Origin of the sequence: Amycolatopsis sp. CA-126428 (assembly GCF_002904335.1) — a bacterium.
Taxonomy (GTDB): Bacteria; Actinomycetota; Actinomycetes; order Mycobacteriales; family Pseudonocardiaceae; genus Amycolatopsis.
Map to the genome: position 1 here is coordinate 1 of NZ_PPHF01000042.1, position 18,500 is coordinate 18,500.

An 18,500-nucleotide genomic window follows, 5' to 3' on the forward strand; every position below is an offset into this window, starting at 1 on the left:
CTCTCGGTGAGCAGGTTGTCCAGGGCGGGGGACTGCTCGGTCATGGTTGCAAGGCCTCCTGTAGTGCGCCGAAACGAAAACTGCTATCACGAGCACGACGTTCATCTGTCAAAGCTGCCCGCAGGTTTCGTGAGTGAATAAACCATGCCTGGCAAACGAATATCATGGTGACGCTGAGAATTGAAGTGCCGAGCGGAGTCGATGGCGCATCCCTGCCGAATTCGCGGTCGAGGCGAGTAATGCGCGCCTCCAAGGTCATTGCCAACGGGACGTGGGGGCCGACAGCGAGCCGGTCGCTGATGTCACTGCTGTCCGTCACCCGGAGTCAGGTCGCTGCTCTGTCTGGCTTGGCAGCGTTACCAACTTGTCCGGGATCATGTGCACTCTCTTACTGGAGGTAGGGCCTTCATTTCGACATGTGCACAGCAGACGACCTCTTTGACGACGGATCAGGAGGTGCACACGCAAGCCGTGGCGAAAGGGCGATGCGCTCGACTGGGGTGAGCGTGTCAATGCGGATATCGGGTGTGTCAGTTTCAGGAATCGCGATGTCATGGTGAGCGAAGACGAGCGCCACTGCCGATGACCGGTCCGGGACGGACGGTTTCTGCTGGGGCCAATGCGAGCTTGCCGGGAGCTTTCCGACGGTCTGTGATGTTCTGTTGCCTCCGGGGAAAGTCGAGCGCAGGCGGGGATTGCGGCGGCCCAGTCGAGTCGCACTGCCATGGCTTACTCCTCGTCGGTGAGGGTCAGCTGTTGTCCGGTTTCCTGCGCGACGAGGGCGACTCCGTAGTCATTGCCGTTCGGCGTGCGGATGATGGTGTGGGTGTGGAACTTCTCCGGGCGTTCGTTGGCGAGCATGATCCCGGCGTGGTGTTCGTATTCGATGAGCACAACGGGACTTTGAATACGGAAATAAAAGGGGCTGTCGGGTCCTGAGCCGCCGATCCAGCACAGCCACGTGTCATCCAGGTGAGCGCGGATGTCGTTGAGACGCGCGTGGTAGGGGCCGGGTGGCAGGTGGTCGATGAAGGTTCCGGCGAGGCGGCAGAGCAGGTCGCGGCTGTGCGGCGGGAAGCTGACGGCGCACACCCCCTCGTAGGGAATGACGCGGTTGTCCTGGAACATGCCGCCGAGGTGCAGCTCGTCGCCGAAGGCTTCCCGGCCGGGCGGGATCGCCGGGTCGCGTTTGTCCGGGTAGAGCACGACCGCGTCGCGGATCGTCTCGGGCAGGCCGTGCAGCAGGTTCAGGGCGAGCCTGTCCGGTTCACCGAACAGCCTGGTTCCTTCGTATGGGCCGTCGTCGATGACGTTGGGTTCGGCGCCGAGGAACATGGGGCTGGCGATCATCTGGGTGCCGATCACCATGACGTTTACGCAGACGTGGTGGCCGTAGAGCGACCATCCCCACGCAGCGGTCTCGCTCGGCTCGGCGAAGAGATTGAAGTTGTAGCTGTACTCGTTCATCACGCGGGGACCGCCGACGAGCTGCCCGAGGAAGGCGTTGGTCCACATGCATCCGCGCACTTTGGCGAAGCCCGCTTCGCTGAGGCTTGCGCGTATCAGATCCAGTACGGCGGCGCGCACGTCGGCGGAGACTTCGTCCAGGCGGAGGCCGAAGCGGTTGACGTACAGTTCCGGGTTCATCCACGCCCGCCAGACGCGGCTGTTCAGCGGGTGCTGCACGGCACGCCGCTGCGTGTCATCGAGCGTGCCGAGCAGGTGCTGTGCCGCTGCGACCATCGCCGTGGTCGGTGCCGCCTCGGCCCGCCTCGGGAACAAACCCTCGTGCCGCGTGCCGTCGGTGGTGATGCCGCGGAAAGACGTCTCAGCGAACATTGCGGTCCACGCGTCGATGGCGCCGCGGAACGTGTCGTACTGCAGGTGCCGGTCGACCCATTGGTAGGCGTCGAGGTCCTCGATGCCGTCGAACTTCTCGGCATCGGGTGGCATCAGGTAGTCGCGGAAGTTTTCCGGCATCAGCAGTCCTTGGCGATCAGCCGTCAGCAACGGGGTGGGATTGATGTCGTAGGAGAGCAAGTCGAACGGTCCGGACAGCGAACGAGGTGGTCAGCGGCGGAAGGCTGGCGAGCAGTCAGGAGTCCGCATGAGCGTCTCGTGGCTCGTCCGAGATTCCCCAGCGGATCGCCGGCCCATGCTGGTCGAGCCGCGGAGGCGGGCGGTGTCCCGTTCGGGTGTGCTCGGTGCCGGAAGCCTCGAAGAAGCGCAACGGCGGCCCGGGCAACGTGATCGTGCCAAGAGTGTCGTGGTCGACCTCGATGAGCAGACCCTGGCTGCGGGTCTGGTCCCACGTGTACACCTCGTCGATGCTGCGCACCTTGCCGGCAGGAATCCCTGCCTCGGCGAAGCGATCGAGCAGGTCGGCTGCCGTCCACGTCGCGAACACCTTCTCGACAAGGGCGACCAGCTCGCCGTGGTGGGCCACCCGCTCGGCATTGGTGGCCAGGCCCGGGGTGGCCGGATCGATGTCGAAACCGGCGCAGAACCGCGACCACTGGGCTGGGGTGGCGACCGCGATCTGCACGGACCCGTCGGCGCAGCGGAACAGGCCATAGGGGGCGATGGCGGCATGGTGGTTGCCGGCCGCGCGCCCCACTTCTCCGGCGACGGTCCAGCGTGTCCCCTGGAACGCGTGGACGCCCACGGCGGCCGCGAGCAGGGACGTCCGGACGATCTGACCGCGGCCGGTGCGGGTCCGCTCGTGCAGCGCGGCGAGGACACCGTACGCCCCGTACATCCCGGTGAGCAGGTCGCAGATGGGTGTACCGACCTTCTGCGGATCTTCGGGACCGGATCCGGTCACCGACATCAGGCCGCCTTCGCCTTGGGCGATCTGGTCGTAGCCGGGCCTGCCGCCCTCGGGCCCGTCGTGTCCGAACCCGGTGATCGACAGCACGACCAGGCGTGGGTTGAGTTTGTGTAGCCGCTCATCACCGAGCCCGAGTCGGTCCATCACCCCGGTGCGGAAATTCTCGACGAGGACGTCAGCGCGACCGATGAGTTGCTCGAGGACCTCGAGGTCGGCCGGATCTTTCAGATCGAGACAGACCGACTCCTTGTTCCGGTTGACGGAGAGGAAATACGTCGACTCGCGCTGACCGTCGTCGCCGGTGACGAACGGCGGTCCCCAGCCACGGGCGTCGTCGCCGGTATCCGGCGCCTCCACCTTGACCACTCGTGCTCCCAGATCGCCGAGCATCATTGTGGCGTGCGGTCCGGCCACGGCCCGGCTCAGATCCACCACGAGCAGGTCGCGCAGCGGCCCGGGCGAATCCGCTGCTGCGGGAAGCGAGGCGGATGCGGGATTCATCGGGGGTTCCTTCCTGCCACGGCGTCCGACGCTGCGCGCCCGGCGTCGGGCAGTGTTCGAGACACCCGCTCGGCCGCGTCCCGCAGATGCCGCACGTACGTGTCGACGTCGGCTTGCCCGGCCTGGGGCGGTAGGCCGTTGACCGTCAGCTGCATGACGACCTGGTGTCGTGCGTCGAACACGGGTACGGACACGCTGCGGATCCGGTAGTGCTGGCTCTTGTCGTGCAGATCGTCGGGTTCGTGCTCGCTGCCCAGTTGTTCGACCAACTGCCGCACTGCGCGGCGCCCGTGCGGGGTCAGCCCCTTGAGGGTGGTGTCGTCGACGCTGGACTCGAGCTCACGCAGGCTGTCGCTCCACGTCGCCACCGACCAGCCGCGGGCGCGCACCCGCTCGACCAGTTGCTGGGGGTCGTACTGCCGCTGCGAGCAGTCGCCGGCTCGAGCGATCCAGGCGTGCGCGGCGTCTTCCGACCAGGCCACCAGCGCGGTTCCCAAGGGGGGTATGTGCGGCAGTCGTTGCCCGACGCGGCTGTAGGTGCGGCCGCCGGCGGGGGTGCCGGCCGTGGCCAGCAGGACGATGTCCTCGCCGACGGCGGCGGAGGCCAGGCATTCGACCTGGTGGTGCGCGGCGACCTCTTCCATGATGGGCCTGGCCGCATCGACCAGCCGGAGGTGCTCGATCAGGTCGGGCTCGCTCGCGGCCGCCAGCGACAGAGGCGCGAACCGTCCGTAGCCGCCCTGGAAGAACAGCAGCGGCAACGATGGTTGCGGCGCATCCAGCGCCGTCACCTGCCCGATGACGATGTTGTGGTCGCCGGCCTCGTGCACGGCGTACACGGTGCACTCGATCCAGGCGAGGGAATTGTCCACGCGGGGCAGTCCGTTGGGTGACCACGTCCAGCCCAGGCCGTCGAACTTCCGATCGCCGCCGCTGGCGAAGGACCGGGATGCCGTTTCCTGGTGCGCGCCCAGCATGTTGACGCAGAATCGGCCGTGGCGCTGGATCGTCGCCGACGTACGTGAGTGCTTGCCCGGCAGGAACGCCACCAGCGGTGGCGAGAGTGAGACGGAGGTGAACGACCCGACCGTCATGCCGACCGGGGCGCCGGTGTCGTCGCAGGAGGTCACTGCAGCGACGCCGGTGGGGAAGTGTCCCAGCACATGGCGGAAGTGCTGCGGGTCGATGGGTTCGGACATGATGCTCTCCTCGTCGAGGCAAGTCAGGCGGGGCGCCGCTCAAGCACGCTGGTCGACAGCGCCGCGGCGTCAACGCCACACAAGCTCCGTCCGAGGTTTTCCAGCCACGTGTCGAGGTGGTTGGCGGCGTGCATGCTGCCGGCAAGGCAATTGCGGGTGATCAGCTGCAGCGGGTTGCGTGTGGCGATCGCCGAGGCGCCCGAGTCGCGGAACAGTGCCTCGACCGCGCGGCTGCAGGTGTCCCAGACGTAGGCGGCGTCAGTGTGCAGCTGCAGCGCCTCAGGTTCCGAGGGATCCTTGTCTTCGGCCTGGTAGCGGTCGAGCTCGGCGACCGCGGCGTCGGCGACGCGCCCCGCGGCGCGGATTTGCTGGTATGCGTGGCCGGCGGTGTGGTGGGCGACCGGAGCGTCGAGCTGGCGTGAGTACGGCGAGTACGGCAGGCTGCGCCGGCCGATGGCACCGAGGAACGCCTCCACCGCCTGGTCGGCCATGCCGAGAGCCAGGCCGGTGCTGATGGTGATCGACCGGACGATCCCGCCTCGCGCCGGACCGCGACCCTGCTGGGTCAGCTGCGTGATCTGGGCGTCGAGCTGGGCGGGGGTGCTGAATCGCTCGTCCGGGACGAACAGCTCCCCGTCGGTGGCGACGGTCTGGCTGCCGGTGCCGGCGAGCCCCATCGCCTCCCAGTCGTCGCGCTCGATCAGCTGCTCCTTGGGAACTAGCGCCATGCCGATCTTGCCGTCGTCGGTCTCGTCGTAGAAGGCGGCGAGGTACCCGTGGGAAGCATGGACGCTGCCGGTGGCGAACGGCCACGCGCCCTGGATCATCCAGCCGCCCTCGACCTGGCGTGCGGTCCCGGACATGCGCCGGCTGGTGCCGCCGAGGGCGAAGGTGCGGTTGCCTACCCACGGCGATTGGTACACCGGGGCGATGACCTTCTCGGGAAAGGCGCAGCTCCACAGGTTGCCCCCGGCGGCGGCCCAGACCACCCACGCGGTCGCCCCGCACCCGGCGGCGAACGCGCGGAAGATGTCGTGCATGTCCCGGGTACTGAAGTCGGCGCCGCCGTAGCGCGGCGGCGTGGTCAGGGCGAAGATCCCGGCCTTGTCGAGACGCTCGATGCTCTCCTGGGGGACACGGCGCTGCTGTTCGGCTTCGGCCTGGTGCTCGCGCAGCCAGGGCGTCAGCTCCTCGATGTGGGCGAGAATGTCTTTCGCCTGGGGCCGCTGGGCGACCACGGTGCTGTTGGTCGTCACGTGTTGCTCACCTTCTGCTTGGGCTGGGTTCATGACGCGGCGAGCGGCACGACCGGCAGTTGCACGTAGCTCGGGTAGTCGGGTCCGGTGAAGATCGTGTTCTGCGCCCCGTCGTGGTAGGCACTGTCGTAGGTGTGACGCATGCCGTGTCCGGCGCCGGTGTAGGGCTGGATGTCGACACGCAACCGCTGGCCCGTCCGGATCAGACCGGTGTTCGGGATGATCTCGACCTCGACCGGCACGACTTCACCGTCGCGCAGCGGTGCGTAGTCGGCCTGCAAGTGGGTGTGCTTGGGCCGGAACTCGGTCGAGCGCTGCGGGTCCAGCTTGCGGTGCGAGACCTTGAGCCAGCCCTTCGCCAGCGGGTAGAACGTGGTCGAGATGCCAGGAATCAGGGCCGGGCCACAGAAGTCGACTTCCTGGCCGCGTTCGTCCAGAACGCGCAAGGCGACGAAGATGTCCATGTCCTCGCTGGTAGAGGAGACCCAGACGATCAGCTTGCTGTAGCCGGCGATGACGGTGTCGGCGTCGAACGGAGCGCTGAGAAAGGTGGCACCCGGTGAACACGGCGCGGCTTTCCCGCCGTGTTGCGCGGCTGCCGGTGGCGCGGGCCGGCGGAACTCGGCCACGTCCACCGCAGCCGAGAACGCCATCGATGGGTCCACCTCGGCCGAGTAGGTCACCGAGTGCTGGGCCTCGGGTGCTGTGCGGGCCAGTCGTCCGACGTTGTCGCAGCCGGGGTGGCTGTCTCCCTCTGCCGGTGCTGCGTCCAGGTACCACTTGACGTAGTCGGTGCGCGCGATCGGCCACTCGTGCTCTTGCTGCAGATACGAGCTACCGCGCCCGGTGCGGATCTCCAACCGGACCGGGGGCGTGTCCATGATCCCGTTGTCGACGCCCTTGAGCCAGTGGTCGAAGAACGCGACGTGGCCCTCGACTGCCTCGGGCGAGTAGGACTTGAGGAACCAGTCCTCCCAGAAGTCGATCTTCTTGTTCGACGTCGGTGTGTTGAGGTAGGTTTCGCTGCTGCCGAGCTGGTGGAAGTTGCCGGGATGCGCGGTCGCAGCGACCGTCCACAACGGCACCGAGACGTCACTGAGGTCGGGACTCATCAGCACTTCGGACCGGGGCCCGAAGATCGCGTCGGGGTCGGAGTCCTTGAACGGGTTCGCCCGGGCGGTCGCCAGGAAGTCCTCCGCGTCGACGTCCCCGCAGATCGCGGGAACGATGCCACCTGCGAACCAGCCGGGGAAGAATTCCTCGTTGAGGATGCCGCCGGTGTAGGCGACTTCCTCATAGAGGTCGGCGTCGGTACCGATCGCGATCATGGCCTTCAAGTGCGGCGGCTTCAGGCTGGCCACCGCGTGCTGGTTGACCGCGTAGTACGACATGCCCCACAGGCCGACGTTGCCGTTCGACCAGCGCTGGGCACCGGCCCATTCGATGGCGTCGTAGTAGGCCTCGGCTTCCTCGATGCCCCAGATGCCCAGTGTCCCGGGGCTCTTGCCCGCGCCCGGGCCGTCGACGCGGACGAGGGCGTAGCCGCGCGGGATCCAGGTGGCGGTGTTGATGCTTTCGTGGTTTTCGTACTCGTAGCCGTCGGGGTTGCCGCGGAAGTACCGGTCTTCCATCACCTCGTGGTGTTCGGCGTCTTCTCCGCTGCAGATGGAGTGGTGGACGAAGGCTCGTCCGTAGACGCCGCAGTTCATCACGACCGGGACCGGGTCGTCGCTGTCGGGGCGGAAGACGTCGGCGTAGACGAAGGAGCCGTTGCGCAGCGGGATCTTGACGTCGCGGTAGCGCCGGATGCCGAGGATGTGGCGGCGCACCTCGTTGCGTGCAGCGGCCGGAGAAGTGAGCGTGCGCGGCGTGGTGCCGGTGAACACCTTGGCCTGGTTGAGATCCTCCAGCAGCTGCGCGAGGACCGGGTCGTCGGTGAACGCCTGGAGGGGATCGACGGCTGCGCCCGGCAGCGACATGATCCGGTAGCGGAAGTCGATGGCACGATCGCCCACCAGCTCATGCATCCGCGGAGTCAGCGTGATGCCGGCGTCAGCGTTGCCGTCCTCATTCAGCGTCAGCACGAAGCGTGCGATGTTGGTCAGGCCCGGATCGGCCACCTTGGCAAGGCTGCCGCTGACCCTGGCCACGATGTCGGCGAGGGTCAGCCGTTGCGCGCCGCGAGCCACACCGACGATGACCTCGCCGACGGAGAAGGTGATGATCTCGCCGTCGCGGTATCGGAAGGTCCCCGCCACATCGGTGACACCTGAACAGGTTGGGGTGTCGAACCGCAAGCCGACGACCGGTCCGGCGAACTGTCCTTCACGCACCATCGCACTTCCTCGTCGAGACGCGAACCTAAAACACCCGTATCTTTCGCTTCTTTTGCTACTGTGATCCGGCGGCGTCGGTCTGTCAAGTTGAGATGAGAGCGGCGCCGCTCCGGCCGCGAGCCTCCCCTCGGGCGCGTGCCGCACGGGGCTCTACCCCTGTCCTGCGGAAGGAGCACGTCCCAGTGAAGAGTGACAGCACGGCCGCCGCGACCACGGTCGCGATCGGCCGGTCCGGCCGCGGCGGGAAGAATGTGGCGCGGCCTACTCCCGGAGGTGCAGCATGACCGGACCACAAGCCCGGCCGCGCGACACGCCGGACAACGGCGACAGGATGCCGGCAGCGATCATCGACGCGCCGGGAGCCCAGCCACGCCTGGGCTCCATCGCTCTGCCGTCGCCGACGGCCGGTACCACCCTGCTGGCCGTGGCTGCCGCGCCGCTGAACCCCTTGGACCTGGCCATCGCCTCGGGCACGTTTCACTCCGTTCGCCACGACGCCCCCTACGTCCCCGGCAGCGAATGCGTGGGGATCGTGCTCGACTCCGGCCGCTACGAGCGCGGCACCACCGTCTATGCCGAGTGCCACGCCTCTCCTGCCACGTCCGGCACCTTCGCCACGCACGTCCTCATCGCCGACGACGACCTCCTGCCTCTGCCCGAAGGGCTCGATCCGGTCCTGGGGGCGGCCGTCGGCAACTCCGGCACCGCGGCGGTCATCCCGCTGCTCGAGGACGCCACCCTGTGTCCCGGGGAAACGGTGCTGGTGCTGGGAGCCACCGGAGCGGTCGGGCAGATCGCCATCCAGGTAGCGCACCGCAGCGGCGCGAAATGTGTGGTCGGCGTCGCGCGCGACCACGCGGCACTGCAGCGTCTACTCGATCTGGGCGCGGATGCGGTCATCGCGCTGAGGGCCGGCGAGACCGCGGACGAACTGGCGGGCCGTCTGCTCGCTGCGGCTGGACCGGTCGACGTCGTCCTCGACGGCGTCTACGGGCTTCCCGTCGAGGCCGCGCTGAGGGCATGCGCACCGGGCGCGCGTGTAGTCAACATCGGCAACGCCGCCGGCGCCACCGCGTCCGTGCCGGCAGGGCTGCTGCGCGGCAAGCAACTCACGCTATCCGGCTTCGCCGGTCTCCACACACCGCTGCAGCACAAGCGAGAAGCACTGCACTGGCTGTGGACGGCGCTGCTGCGCGCAGAACTCACCCTCGACGTCGAGACCGTAGCGCTCGATCAACTTCCGGCCGCGTGGCGCGCCCAGGCGGACTCACCCCATAAGAAGTGCGTCGTCATCCCTGAGGGCGCCCGCAGCTAGGCACGGCGGCGGCATCCGGAAGGGCTGATGGCGCCGGTAACTTTCCCGGCGTGGTGTCGCCGGAAATCTTGCCGGGACGGTGTCGCCGGTGCGGGTGCTGGGCCGGGGAGCGTCGATCAATCCACGATGGCGCGGCGCTTGGCCGGCGTACCTTGCGGTGAGACGCGGTCGCCGGCGGTGGCCGAGAACTGTCCTGAGCAGCCGTCCAGCACTCCGGCTGCGCGGTCACCGCGATGAGCGGCGACGGCCGCCCGGACCCGGTCTGCGTCGCCGAGTCGGATCGCCTCGACGAGGTCCTCGTGCACGGCCATCCGCTCGGCCAGGTAAGCGCTCGAGGTGCAGGACGTCTGAGGGTCGGCACGGACCGAAAGCTCGGTGATGGCGCGGATCAAGGCGACGTACAGCGCGCGGGCGAGATCATTGGAGGTAATGGCTGCGATGCGTTCGTGCAACGACCAGTTCGCGTGCACGAAGTCGTCGTAATCGTCACTGCAGCGCCGCATCGCGTCCAGGCAGACGTCGAGGTCCCTCAGGTCGCGATCGGTCCGGTTTGCGGCGGCCTCGAGCGCGACGAGCTCCTCGAGTGCGTCACGCAAGGCAATAGCGTGCGCGACGGTGGTCGCGCCTTGGGGCACGGTGAGCAGCGTTTGCCGTAACCGCACCACGGGGCTGACCTGCGCGACGAACAGGCCGCCGCCGCGGCCGGGGCGGACCTCGACGATGCCCCGTTCGGCGAGCAGACGACACGTTTCGCCGATGGTGGCGCGGCCGTACCCGGTCTGCGTACGCAACTCCTCCATGGTGGCCACCCGCTCACCGGACTGAAGGCCACGGACGCTGATCAGCTCCTCGATCTCGGAGGCAAGGTTCTGGGCGAGGCCGGGTGGTCTGGAAAACATCCGCCTATTTTAGCTCTTGACAGCGGCCACCCGTCAAAGACAGGATCAAACTATCCGAAACATACGGGTGTTTGCGTGAACCTTTCACCTCCCCGGTGTTCGGCCGCCAACGGCGACGGTAGGAGGCGACCTTGTGACGTGGCGAAGTGTGCCTCGAACGCTGTGCGCGGCTGATGCGGTGCTGGCGATCGTCCGCGATGGGCTCAAGGTGCGTCGCGTGGGGGAGCGGCACCCATGACGATGCCCCCGGCACGCACTCCCGTCGCGCTGCGACGAGCGGTCGACTGCGTGGTGATCGGCGGCGGCCCCGTCGGCCTGTTGACGGCGGTCTTCCTGGGGCAATCCGGGCTGCGGGTCGCGGTGATCGAGCGCTGGCCCCAGCGGTACCCGCTGCCCCGGGCCTGCACCATCGACCACGAAGCCATTCGCATTCTGCAGGCCGCCGGGCTGCTGGCCGGCCACGCCGACCTGTTCGAGCCGTCGCAGGGTGAACGGGGCGGCTATGAGTTCCGTAACGGCGCGGGTGAACTCCTGCAGGCCATCGACTGGAACCGGGCGTCGGAGTCGGGGTGGGCCAACACCAACGGGTTCTACCAGCCTGACCTCGAGGCCGCCCTCGAAGAGCTCGCGGTCGCGACGCCCGGGGTGTCTGTCCACCGCGGATGGTCGTTTCGGGCTGTGACGCAGCATCACGACGGCGTGTCGGTCCACCTCAGCCCGAGCGACACGTCCGAGGACGTCGTGCAGATCGAGTCACGGTGGCTCGTCGGCGCCGATGGCGCCAACAGCGCCGTACGCGCTCACCTCGGCATTGGCGTCCAGGACTCAGGTTTCACCGCCGACTGGCTGGTGGTGGACTATCAGCCGCTGATCGAGGAGAACTGGAGTGCGTTCGTCACCCAGTACTGCGACCCGGCGCAACCGGCGACCGCGGTCAACAGCGGACCGGGTCGCCGCCGGTTCGAGTTCATGCGCCGCGCGGACACCACCATCGACGAGCTCAACCAGGAGAGCACGGCGTGGCGGCTCATGGCTCCCTGGGGCGTGACGCCCGAGACCGCGCGCCTGGAACGACACGCTGTCTACACGTTCCGGGGACAGTGGGCGCAGCGGTGGCGCGTCGGCAACGTCTTCCTCGCCGGCGACGCCGCGCACGTCATGCCGCCCTTCCTCGGCCAAGGCCTGTGCTCGGGCCTGCGCGACGCCCGGGCACTGACCTGGCGGCTGGCCCTCGTGCACCGCGGCTGCGCCAGTCCCGCGGTACTGGAAAGCTACGGGCCCGAACGCACCGGACACGTCTTGGAGATCATCGACGAGGCGGTCGCCGCCGGCCGGGTCATCTGCGAACTCGACGCCGACCGCGCGGCCGCCCGGGACGCGGAGATGAAGGACCGCGCGCGCGACCCCCACGCCGTCACCCGCCAGCCACCACACCCCCGTTTGGGCCGTCCCTCGTTGACGATGCCCAGCGCAGGCACCGACGGACGGCTGGCACCTCAGGGGCGGGTCCGCGTCGGCGGCCGTGAAGGCCTGTTCGACGATGTCGTCGGCGGTTGCTGGCAGCTGATCGGCTTCGGCAGACATCCGGCCGATTTCTGCGGGTTCGACGACCTGGAGTGGTTCCGGCACCTCGGTGGCGTCGTCGCGGAGGTCTCCACACAGGGGGAGGTCGAGGACGTCGATGGGCTCTACCAGCGTTGGTTCGCCGACAACGGGTGCCAGGCGGTTGTCGCGCGCCCGGATTTCTACGTGTTCGCCGCCGGCGCGCACCACGACGTCCCGACCTTCCTCACGCGCCTGCGCCAGGCGCTGCAGCCGGACACGACCGCAGGAGAGTGATCGATCATGGGTATGCAGGTAACCCGGCTCGCCGACGCGGAGCCGTTCGACCCGCCAGGACACCACGGGGTCGGACCTGTGCGCTTACAGGGCGGTCACGGAGCAACGCCAGGTCGTGTCTCGGTGGTTCTGTCTCACTACCTGCCCGGCGGAGAAGCGCAGATGGCTCCTCAACCGGCAGAAACCATCTACGTCCTCGTCGCCGGCGAGCTGGTGATGATCAGCGACGGCGCCGAAGAGACGCTGCACCCGTTCGATTCAGTGCGCTTCACCGCCGGAACGGTGCGGCAGGTGGTCAACCGAACCCACCTGCCCGCCAGCATGCTCGTCATCAGGCCGGTCAGCAGATAACCACGACGGTGCCGGCGACCGCCTTCCGTGCGTCCGCAGATCAGCAAGAGAAGAGGTAGTAGTGAGAATCGTAGGGGTCAAACGTGCTGACGGCGACTCCGATGTGGAGGTCGCTGCTTTGGGCGAACGCGGCGAGACGGTCGCCCTCATCGCGCCGCTCGTCGACTTCTGGAGCGACCCGACAGCGTACCTGTCTCGTCCGCCCGCCGGACCGGTGATGGCCGTCTCGACCGTCGAGCTGGTGCCACCGGTGCTGCCCGGGGCCCGCGTGCTCTGCATCGGCCTGAACTATCACGACCACGTCGCGGAGGGCAGCTACCGCGACCAGACGCTGCCGCCGTTTCCGACCGTGTTCGCCCGGTGGACGCAGTCGCTGACCGTCGATGGGGCTGAGGTTCCCGTGCCGGGCAACGAACCCGGGCTCGATTGGGAAGGTGAAGTCGTGGCCTGGGTCGGCGCGCCCTTGGTCGACGCCTCCCCGGAGGAAGCGCTGGCCGCGGTGGTCGGCTACTCCGCGTTCAACGATCTGACCGCACGCACGGCGCAGAAGCGGACTTCGCAGTGGACCTTGGGTAAGAACGCCGACCGGTCCGGGCCGATCGGTCCCATCGTCCCGGCCGCCGAAGTCGGGGACCTCTGCCACGGCCTGAGGCTGCGGACCCGCGTCAACGGCGAGACCGTGCAAGACGCCCGGACCGATCAGATGATGTACACCGTCGGTGAAACCCTGGCGCAGATCTCACAGACGCTGTCGCTGCGTCCCGGTGACTTGCTGGCCACCGGGACACCATCCGGTGTCGGCTACGCCCGCACCCCGCCCCAGTTGCTGCAGCCGGGCGACACCGTCGAGGTCGAGATCGAACGACTCGGCGTGCTGCGCAACGTCATCGTCGGCAACGACCACCGATTCGCCGCGGCCACGGCCGGGTGACGTCTTCGGCGCGAGCCCGCGCCAACTGCTACGAACCGAGCTCCGTCAACTTGTCACGAGGACGCAATGAATATCGACGAACTGAGCGCTCGAGCCGAAATCCACGACGTCCTTCTGCGGTACTGCCGCGGGCTGGATCGGGTCGACATGTCTCTCGTCCGCGGCGCCTTCCACGACGACGCCTGGGTGCAGTTCCCCGAAAGCCTGCACACCGGCTCCCTGGACGGCTTCGTGAGGTTCTTGTCCGATGAAATGCCGCGCTTCGTCCGAACGATGCACTTCCTCGGCAACAGCCTCATCGAGTTCGACGGCCCGACCGTCGCGCATGTGGAGACCTACCTGCAGGCGGACCACCAGGCATCGGAGCGCCATCACTGGAACGGTGACTACGTCAAGTTGTGGGCGCGGTACCTCGACCGGTTCGAGCTGCGCGACGGAACCTGGCTGATCGCCCGCCGCAAGCTCGCCGTCGACTGGATGTACCGCTACCGCCCCGTCGGCTTCTTCGACGACCACCCCGACGCCTCCATCGGCACGCGCGACGGTACCGACCCGACCCTGATTCCGGTCGGGGGGTTCGCCGGCGCGGCGTTGGCGACCGCTCAATGGCCCGATTGAGTCCTCGGCTCGGCCCAGGCCGGAACCCGTGGACCGCCCGCCCCCTTGGCTGAGGTCTTTCGCTTCTGAGAAAACGGATCTGCGAGACGCGCCCTGTTTCGACCCCGCTCCCGTCATCGAGGCGGCCGCGCACCGCGCCCGCAACGCGATGACATGAGACTGACGCAGGCATGCAGCAGCAATGCCGAAACGGATATGGAGATTGCCCTCATGGCTGACAACGACAAAGCCGAGATCATTCAAGTTTTGAACCTGTACGGGTTCGCGCTCGACGCCCACCAGTGGGACTTGTTCGACCTCGTCTTCACCGACGACGTCACCGCCGAGTTCGGGCCGGCCGGTTCCGCCTGGAAGGGGCTCGAGAACTTCAAGCGCTCCTTCGGCGAGTTCCACCAGAGCTTGGACAACCACCAGCACACGATGATGGGTCACCTGGTTCATGTCGATGGTGACACCGCCTACACCTTCAGCTACGGCACCTGGGTACTGATCCGCGATGACGCCGAAGGGGGTTCGAACTGGACCGGAACCGGCTGGTATGACGACGAACTCGTCCGGACCGAGCACGGTTGGCGTATCCGGCACCGCCTGTGCAAGCTCGTGTCGTGGACCGGCAACCCGCTCGTTCCCGTACCGAACGCCGAGCACCACCCCGACATGGACACCAACGTTCTCCGCCAGCACGTCGACGCCGGCAAGGTCCGGTACCTGGCGGCGATCCAGGGCAAGCAGTAAGACCGCGCTGTCACTTATTGCGTGAAGAATTTCGACGAGCAGCAAAGGCGAGAGCTCCATGGTCAACGTCGACACAGCCAACGAGGCGCGCACCACCGCCACCGGCGTCTTCGCCGGCCCGGTCTGCGGCCTGAAGTACCAGACGCCGACCCTCGCCGGCGTCACCAACGACCGCGGCGAATTCCGTTACCGGCACGGAGAAGCGGTCACGTTCCTCGTGGGCGGTCTGATTCTCGGCGCCGTCGAAGGCGCCCCGCGAGTGAACTTGGCGCAACTGGTCAACCGGGTGGCGGGCAAGATCGACCGATTGCACGATCCGCTCGTCACCAACCTCGCCCGGCTGATCCACACTTTGGATCAGGACGGCAACGCCGAGGGTGTGGTGCGGATCGCGCCGATCGTGCACGACCTGATCGGACCCGTGGTCATCAACTTCGCGCACGCCGAATCCGAGGAAGACGGGTTCGGCAACGACCCCGTGGTCGTGGCCCTCATGGACAAGCTCAACTCCACTACCGGCGTCTTCACCACGACCACGCCCCGCAGACTGCGCAGTCCCGCCGCAGCTCGCAACGAATTGCGGCGCAACATCCGCGGCATCGTCAAGATGACCGACGTGAAGATCCCGCTGCGGGACGGCTCGTTCGTCTACGCGGACGTGTTCCGGCCCGACGACGGCGATCGCCATCCGGTCGTAATGAACAAGGGGTTCTACGGCAAAAGCTTCTACCACGAATGCATCTGCAACGAGAACGACGCGCGGATAAAGGAGGAGCTGGAGGACCGGTTCTTCTCCGGCAACCCCGACGGCCTGCAGGACGAGAATCACGAAAGTGTCGACTCGGCGACGTGGGTCCCGAACGGATACGTGTGCATCCGGGTCGACGCCCGCGGCGTCTGCAAGAGCCCGGGCCTGCAGGCGCCGCTGAGCGTCCAGGAAGCTGAGGACTATTACGACGCGATCGAGTGGGCGGGGACGCAGTCCTGGTCCAACGGTAACGTCGGCCTGTGGGGCATGTCGTACTTGGCGATGACACAGCATAATGTCGCGAGCTTGCAGCCCCCGCACCTGAAGGCGATGATCGCTCTCGGCACCGACGCTGATCCCTACAACGAAACCCTCTACAACGGAGGCATCTTCGGGGAAGGGTTCTGGAGCTGGTGGTGGAAGGCATGGTCGGGGAAGAACTACTGCGGCAAGCGACGCGAGACCGACTGGATGACCCGGGTGCTGGCGACACCGTTCAACGACCCGGCCGCGTACGGCCCGCGCGGCTCGATCTTCATGCGCCCCGAGCTGGAGAAGGCGACAGCTCCGGTGTGGATCGTCGGCCCCCAGACCGGCGCCGCGATCCACCAGCTCGGCAGCAGCGAAACCTACATTCGCTCCACCGGAGCCAAAGCGCGGAAGTTCGACTTCGTCGACGCCTGGTTCCCGCACTGTTACAAGGACTCCACCGTCGCCGAACACATGCGATTCTTCGACTACTGGCTCAAAGGCGAGGACAACGGCGCGATGGACGAAGCGCCGGTGCGGGTCCAGGTCAGAACCGGAAGCGCAGCATACTACGTGCTCGAAGAGCCCGAGTGGCCGATCCCGCGGACCACCTACCGCCGCTGGTATCTGGATGCGAGCCCGTCGGACTGGCACGGTGACGGCCGCCGCAGCGACTTCCTGCGGATCACCGACAGCCTTCCGCAGGCCGGACACAGCGTGAGCTACGAGGCGCACCTGGAGCTGGGGCAACCGTCGCCCGCTCCGACCGGTCCGATCGGCGGCACCGAACGCTGGTCGACCGGTGTCTCCTTCGTCAGCGACCCCCTGGCTGAGGACATGGTGCTCGTCGGCTACATGAAAGCCGGGCTCTGGGTGTCCTCGACCAGTGCCGACATGGACGTGTTCGTCTCCCTGCGCGTGTTCGACGAACACGACCGAGAAGTCCGCTACGAAGCCGTGGTCCACCCGGTCGACCCCACGAACTTCCACCCGATCGGACACGGCTCCCTCAAAGTCTCGCACCGCAAAATCGACGAGGCGAAGTCAACGAACTACTGGCCCGTCCACACCCACACCGAGGACGATCACCAGCCCCTCGCTGATGGAGACATCGTCGCGATCGAGGTCGGCCTCAACCCGAGCAGCGCGCTAATCCGGAAGAACAGCCGTCTCCGGGTCGACATCCAGCCGTACTCGCCCGCGGGCCTACCGGTACGTGCCTACGACGAGACATACCACCTCGACGCGACGAACACGATCTACACCGGCCCCGATCACCCCAGCTTCGTACAGCTGCCGATCGTGCCCGCGAACTAGCTACAGACCCACTCTTTTCACCGAAGCAGGAGATAACACTGATGGCTGAGACCAGCGACTCGTCGGCGAGGCTAGCGACCATCCTGGACAACATCCGTGAAATCGGACCTACCCTGCGGTCCCGCGCGCTGGACGCGGAACGCGCAGGCCGGCTCTCGGACGAAACGATCGAGGACCTGGACACCGCGGGCGCCTTCAACATCGGCAGTCCGGCCGAGTTCGGCGGCGACGAACTGTCTGTTCGGCAACAGCTCGACGTGGTCTCCGAAGTGGCCAAGTGGGATGGCTCGTGCGGGTGGAGCGTGTGGGTCGGTGCGTCGACGAACTGGATTCCCGCCGGGTCGGGAGCCCGTGTTGTCGATGAGGTGTACGGCTGCGATTGGGTCGGACCGCGGGTCGCCGGCTCAAGCCACTTCCCCGCCTCGCGAGGCCGGGTCAAGCGGGTGGAGCACGGCTGGATCGTCTCCGGCGGTCCCTGGACCTTCGGGAGTGACTCGCTGTGGGCGCCGTACACCAACCTCGGCTGCATTGCCGATGACGGTGAGGGCCCCTACCTGGTCGGTGTTCAGGTCCCGTTCGATCAGCTGCTGTTCCTCGACGACTGGCAGGTGGCCGGCATGCGCGCCACCGGCAGCGTGTCGGTCAAACTGAAGGAAGACGAACTGTTCGTGCCCGACTACCGCGGCGTCGTCTTCAGTGACGTCCTGGGCGGTACCCTCGACAACGGCCTCAACGGCTCGCTGTGGAAAGCACCGTCGCTGGGCTGGGCGTTCAGCCTCATGGCCGGGATGTCGATCGGCATCGCCCAAGGCGCGGTCGACCGTTTCCTGGAGCGTTCCGCCGGCCGGCCTATCCGTGGCACCAGCTACACGAACCAGCTGGAAGCTCCCCTCACGCACCTGATGCTCACCGAGGTGCACATGAAACTCCAGTCGGCGACGCTGATGACCAGGGCGAACGCCGAGGAGACCGACCGGCTCGGTACGCTCGCCGCCGCCGGCACCCCGGCCGACCCGCACTACCTGCAGCGCTTCAGCGCCCGGGTACTCGCCGAGACCGCCTATGCGGCCAAGTGGTGCGCGGAAGCGATCGAGCTTCTCCAGCGGAACTCCGGCTCCACGGCAATCATGGACTTCGAGCCGATCCAGCGAGCCTGGCGCGACGCTCGGGTGATCACCCTGCACGGCGCTCTCAACCTCGAAGCGCTCTCGGAGAACCACGGCCGGTTGATGGCCGGGGCGCAGCCGCACCAATTCGCGGGCATCACCACCTTGGACCGGTTCGCTCCCGCCCCCGTGCACAAGTAGCCGGGCTCGCTCGGCTGGTGGGCGCCGCGTCACCGCCCACCAGCCGAGAAAGGGCAAGGATGGCTGTGC

Annotated in this window: 14 protein-coding genes; 8 read left to right on the forward strand and 6 right to left on the reverse strand. The window is 67.3% G+C overall.

Translation table 11 applies throughout. The features are described 5' to 3' along the window. Positions 1–729 precede the first annotated feature (729 nt). The 5 genes from C2L58_RS12535 to C2L58_RS12555 are packed head-to-tail and all read right to left on the reverse strand — an operon-like array spanning position 730 to position 8,266. On the reverse strand, positions 730–2,040 hold the full coding sequence (locus C2L58_RS12535; protein ID WP_199191237.1) for a DUF3500 domain-containing protein: 1,311 nt from the start codon (positions 2,038–2,040) through the stop codon (positions 730–732). 55 nt (positions 2,041–2,095) lie between these two features. Beyond that, positions 2,096–3,331, reverse strand: a complete 1,236-nt coding sequence (locus C2L58_RS12540) for a CaiB/BaiF CoA transferase family protein (protein ID WP_103337746.1) — start codon at positions 3,329–3,331, stop codon at positions 2,096–2,098. Beyond that, the gene (locus C2L58_RS12545; RefSeq protein WP_103337747.1) at positions 3,328–4,530 is read right to left on the reverse strand and encodes a flavin reductase; all 1,203 of its coding nucleotides are present in this window, start codon (positions 4,528–4,530) and stop codon (positions 3,328–3,330) included. The genes C2L58_RS12540 and C2L58_RS12545 overlap by 4 nt, the downstream gene beginning before the upstream one ends. A gap of 23 nt (positions 4,531–4,553) precedes the next feature. Next, positions 4,554–5,786: an acyl-CoA dehydrogenase family protein gene (locus C2L58_RS12550; protein ID WP_158264109.1), complete on the reverse strand. Its 1,233-nt coding sequence runs from the start codon at positions 5,784–5,786 to the stop codon at positions 4,554–4,556. Positions 5,787–5,815: 29 nt separating this feature from the next. Beyond that, positions 5,816–8,266: a CocE/NonD family hydrolase gene (locus C2L58_RS12555; RefSeq protein ID WP_146073576.1), complete on the reverse strand. Its 2,451-nt coding sequence runs from the start codon at positions 8,264–8,266 to the stop codon at positions 5,816–5,818. Between the two features lie 136 nt (positions 8,267–8,402). On the opposite strand from C2L58_RS12555, the gene C2L58_RS12560 reads away from it, so the two are divergent. Beyond that, positions 8,403–9,437 (forward strand): quinone oxidoreductase family protein, encoded by a 1,035-nt coding sequence (locus C2L58_RS12560; RefSeq protein WP_103337750.1) that lies wholly within the window; start codon positions 8,403–8,405, stop codon positions 9,435–9,437. A 116-nt stretch (positions 9,438–9,553) separates the two neighbouring features. Here C2L58_RS12560 and C2L58_RS12565 read toward each other — a convergent pair whose 3' ends face one another. Continuing rightward, positions 9,554–10,336 (reverse strand): FadR/GntR family transcriptional regulator, encoded by a 783-nt coding sequence (locus C2L58_RS12565; RefSeq protein WP_103337751.1) that lies wholly within the window; start codon positions 10,334–10,336, stop codon positions 9,554–9,556. Positions 10,337–10,576: 240 nt separating this feature from the next. Here C2L58_RS12565 and mhpA point away from each other — a divergent pair, with 240 nt between their 5' ends. The 7 genes from mhpA to C2L58_RS12600 all read left to right on the forward strand — a co-directional run bounded on the left by mhpA (position 10,577) and on the right by C2L58_RS12600 (position 18,431). Further along, the gene (mhpA, locus tag C2L58_RS12570; RefSeq protein WP_255410530.1) at positions 10,577–12,175 is read left to right on the forward strand and encodes a bifunctional 3-(3-hydroxy-phenyl)propionate/3-hydroxycinnamic acid hydroxylase MhpA; all 1,599 of its coding nucleotides are present in this window, start codon (positions 10,577–10,579) and stop codon (positions 12,173–12,175) included. A 6-nt stretch (positions 12,176–12,181) separates the two neighbouring features. Beyond that, entirely contained in the window at positions 12,182–12,526 is a 345-nt protein-coding gene (locus C2L58_RS12575) for a cupin domain-containing protein (protein WP_199191238.1), read from the forward strand. A gap of 61 nt (positions 12,527–12,587) precedes the next feature. Beyond that, positions 12,588–13,457: a fumarylacetoacetate hydrolase family protein gene (locus C2L58_RS12580; RefSeq protein WP_103337753.1), complete on the forward strand. Its 870-nt coding sequence runs from the start codon at positions 12,588–12,590 to the stop codon at positions 13,455–13,457. 66 nt (positions 13,458–13,523) lie between these two features. Next, positions 13,524–14,075, forward strand: coding sequence for a nuclear transport factor 2 family protein (locus tag C2L58_RS12585; RefSeq protein ID WP_103337754.1), 552 nt, complete (start codon positions 13,524–13,526; stop codon positions 14,073–14,075). Between the two features lie 153 nt (positions 14,076–14,228). Next, positions 14,229–14,810 (forward strand): nuclear transport factor 2 family protein, encoded by a 582-nt coding sequence (locus C2L58_RS12590; RefSeq protein WP_199191239.1) that lies wholly within the window; start codon positions 14,229–14,231, stop codon positions 14,808–14,810. 58 nt (positions 14,811–14,868) lie between these two features. Further along, positions 14,869–17,124: a CocE/NonD family hydrolase gene (locus C2L58_RS12595; RefSeq protein WP_103337756.1), complete on the forward strand. Its 2,256-nt coding sequence runs from the start codon at positions 14,869–14,871 to the stop codon at positions 17,122–17,124. 41 nt (positions 17,125–17,165) lie between these two features. Then, positions 17,166–18,431: an acyl-CoA dehydrogenase family protein gene (locus C2L58_RS12600; RefSeq protein WP_103337757.1), complete on the forward strand. Its 1,266-nt coding sequence runs from the start codon at positions 17,166–17,168 to the stop codon at positions 18,429–18,431. The last annotated feature ends 69 nt before the right edge of the window (positions 18,432–18,500 follow it).

Bases quoted from the DNA above. Each gene is read 5' to 3' on its own strand.
- C2L58_RS12540 (WP_103337746.1), bottom strand. From the start codon at position 3,331: ATGAATCCCGCATCCGCCTCGCTTCCCGCAGCAGCGGATTCGCCCGGG.
- C2L58_RS12545 (WP_103337747.1), bottom strand. From the start codon at position 4,530: ATGTCCGAACCCATCGACCCGCAGCACTTCCGCCATGTGCTGGGACAC.
- C2L58_RS12560 (WP_103337750.1), top strand. From the start codon at position 8,403: ATGACCGGACCACAAGCCCGGCCGCGCGACACGCCGGACAACGGCGAC.
- C2L58_RS12565 (WP_103337751.1), bottom strand. From the start codon at position 10,336: ATGTTTTCCAGACCACCCGGCCTCGCCCAGAACCTTGCCTCCGAGATC.
- mhpA (WP_255410530.1), top strand. From the start codon at position 10,577: ATGCCCCCGGCACGCACTCCCGTCGCGCTGCGACGAGCGGTCGACTGC.
- C2L58_RS12575 (WP_199191238.1), top strand. From the start codon at position 12,182: ATGGGTATGCAGGTAACCCGGCTCGCCGACGCGGAGCCGTTCGACCCG.
- C2L58_RS12585 (WP_103337754.1), top strand. From the start codon at position 13,524: ATGAATATCGACGAACTGAGCGCTCGAGCCGAAATCCACGACGTCCTT.
- C2L58_RS12590 (WP_199191239.1), top strand. From the start codon at position 14,229: ATGAGACTGACGCAGGCATGCAGCAGCAATGCCGAAACGGATATGGAG.
- C2L58_RS12595 (WP_103337756.1), top strand. From the start codon at position 14,869: ATGGTCAACGTCGACACAGCCAACGAGGCGCGCACCACCGCCACCGGC.
- C2L58_RS12600 (WP_103337757.1), top strand. From the start codon at position 17,166: ATGGCTGAGACCAGCGACTCGTCGGCGAGGCTAGCGACCATCCTGGAC.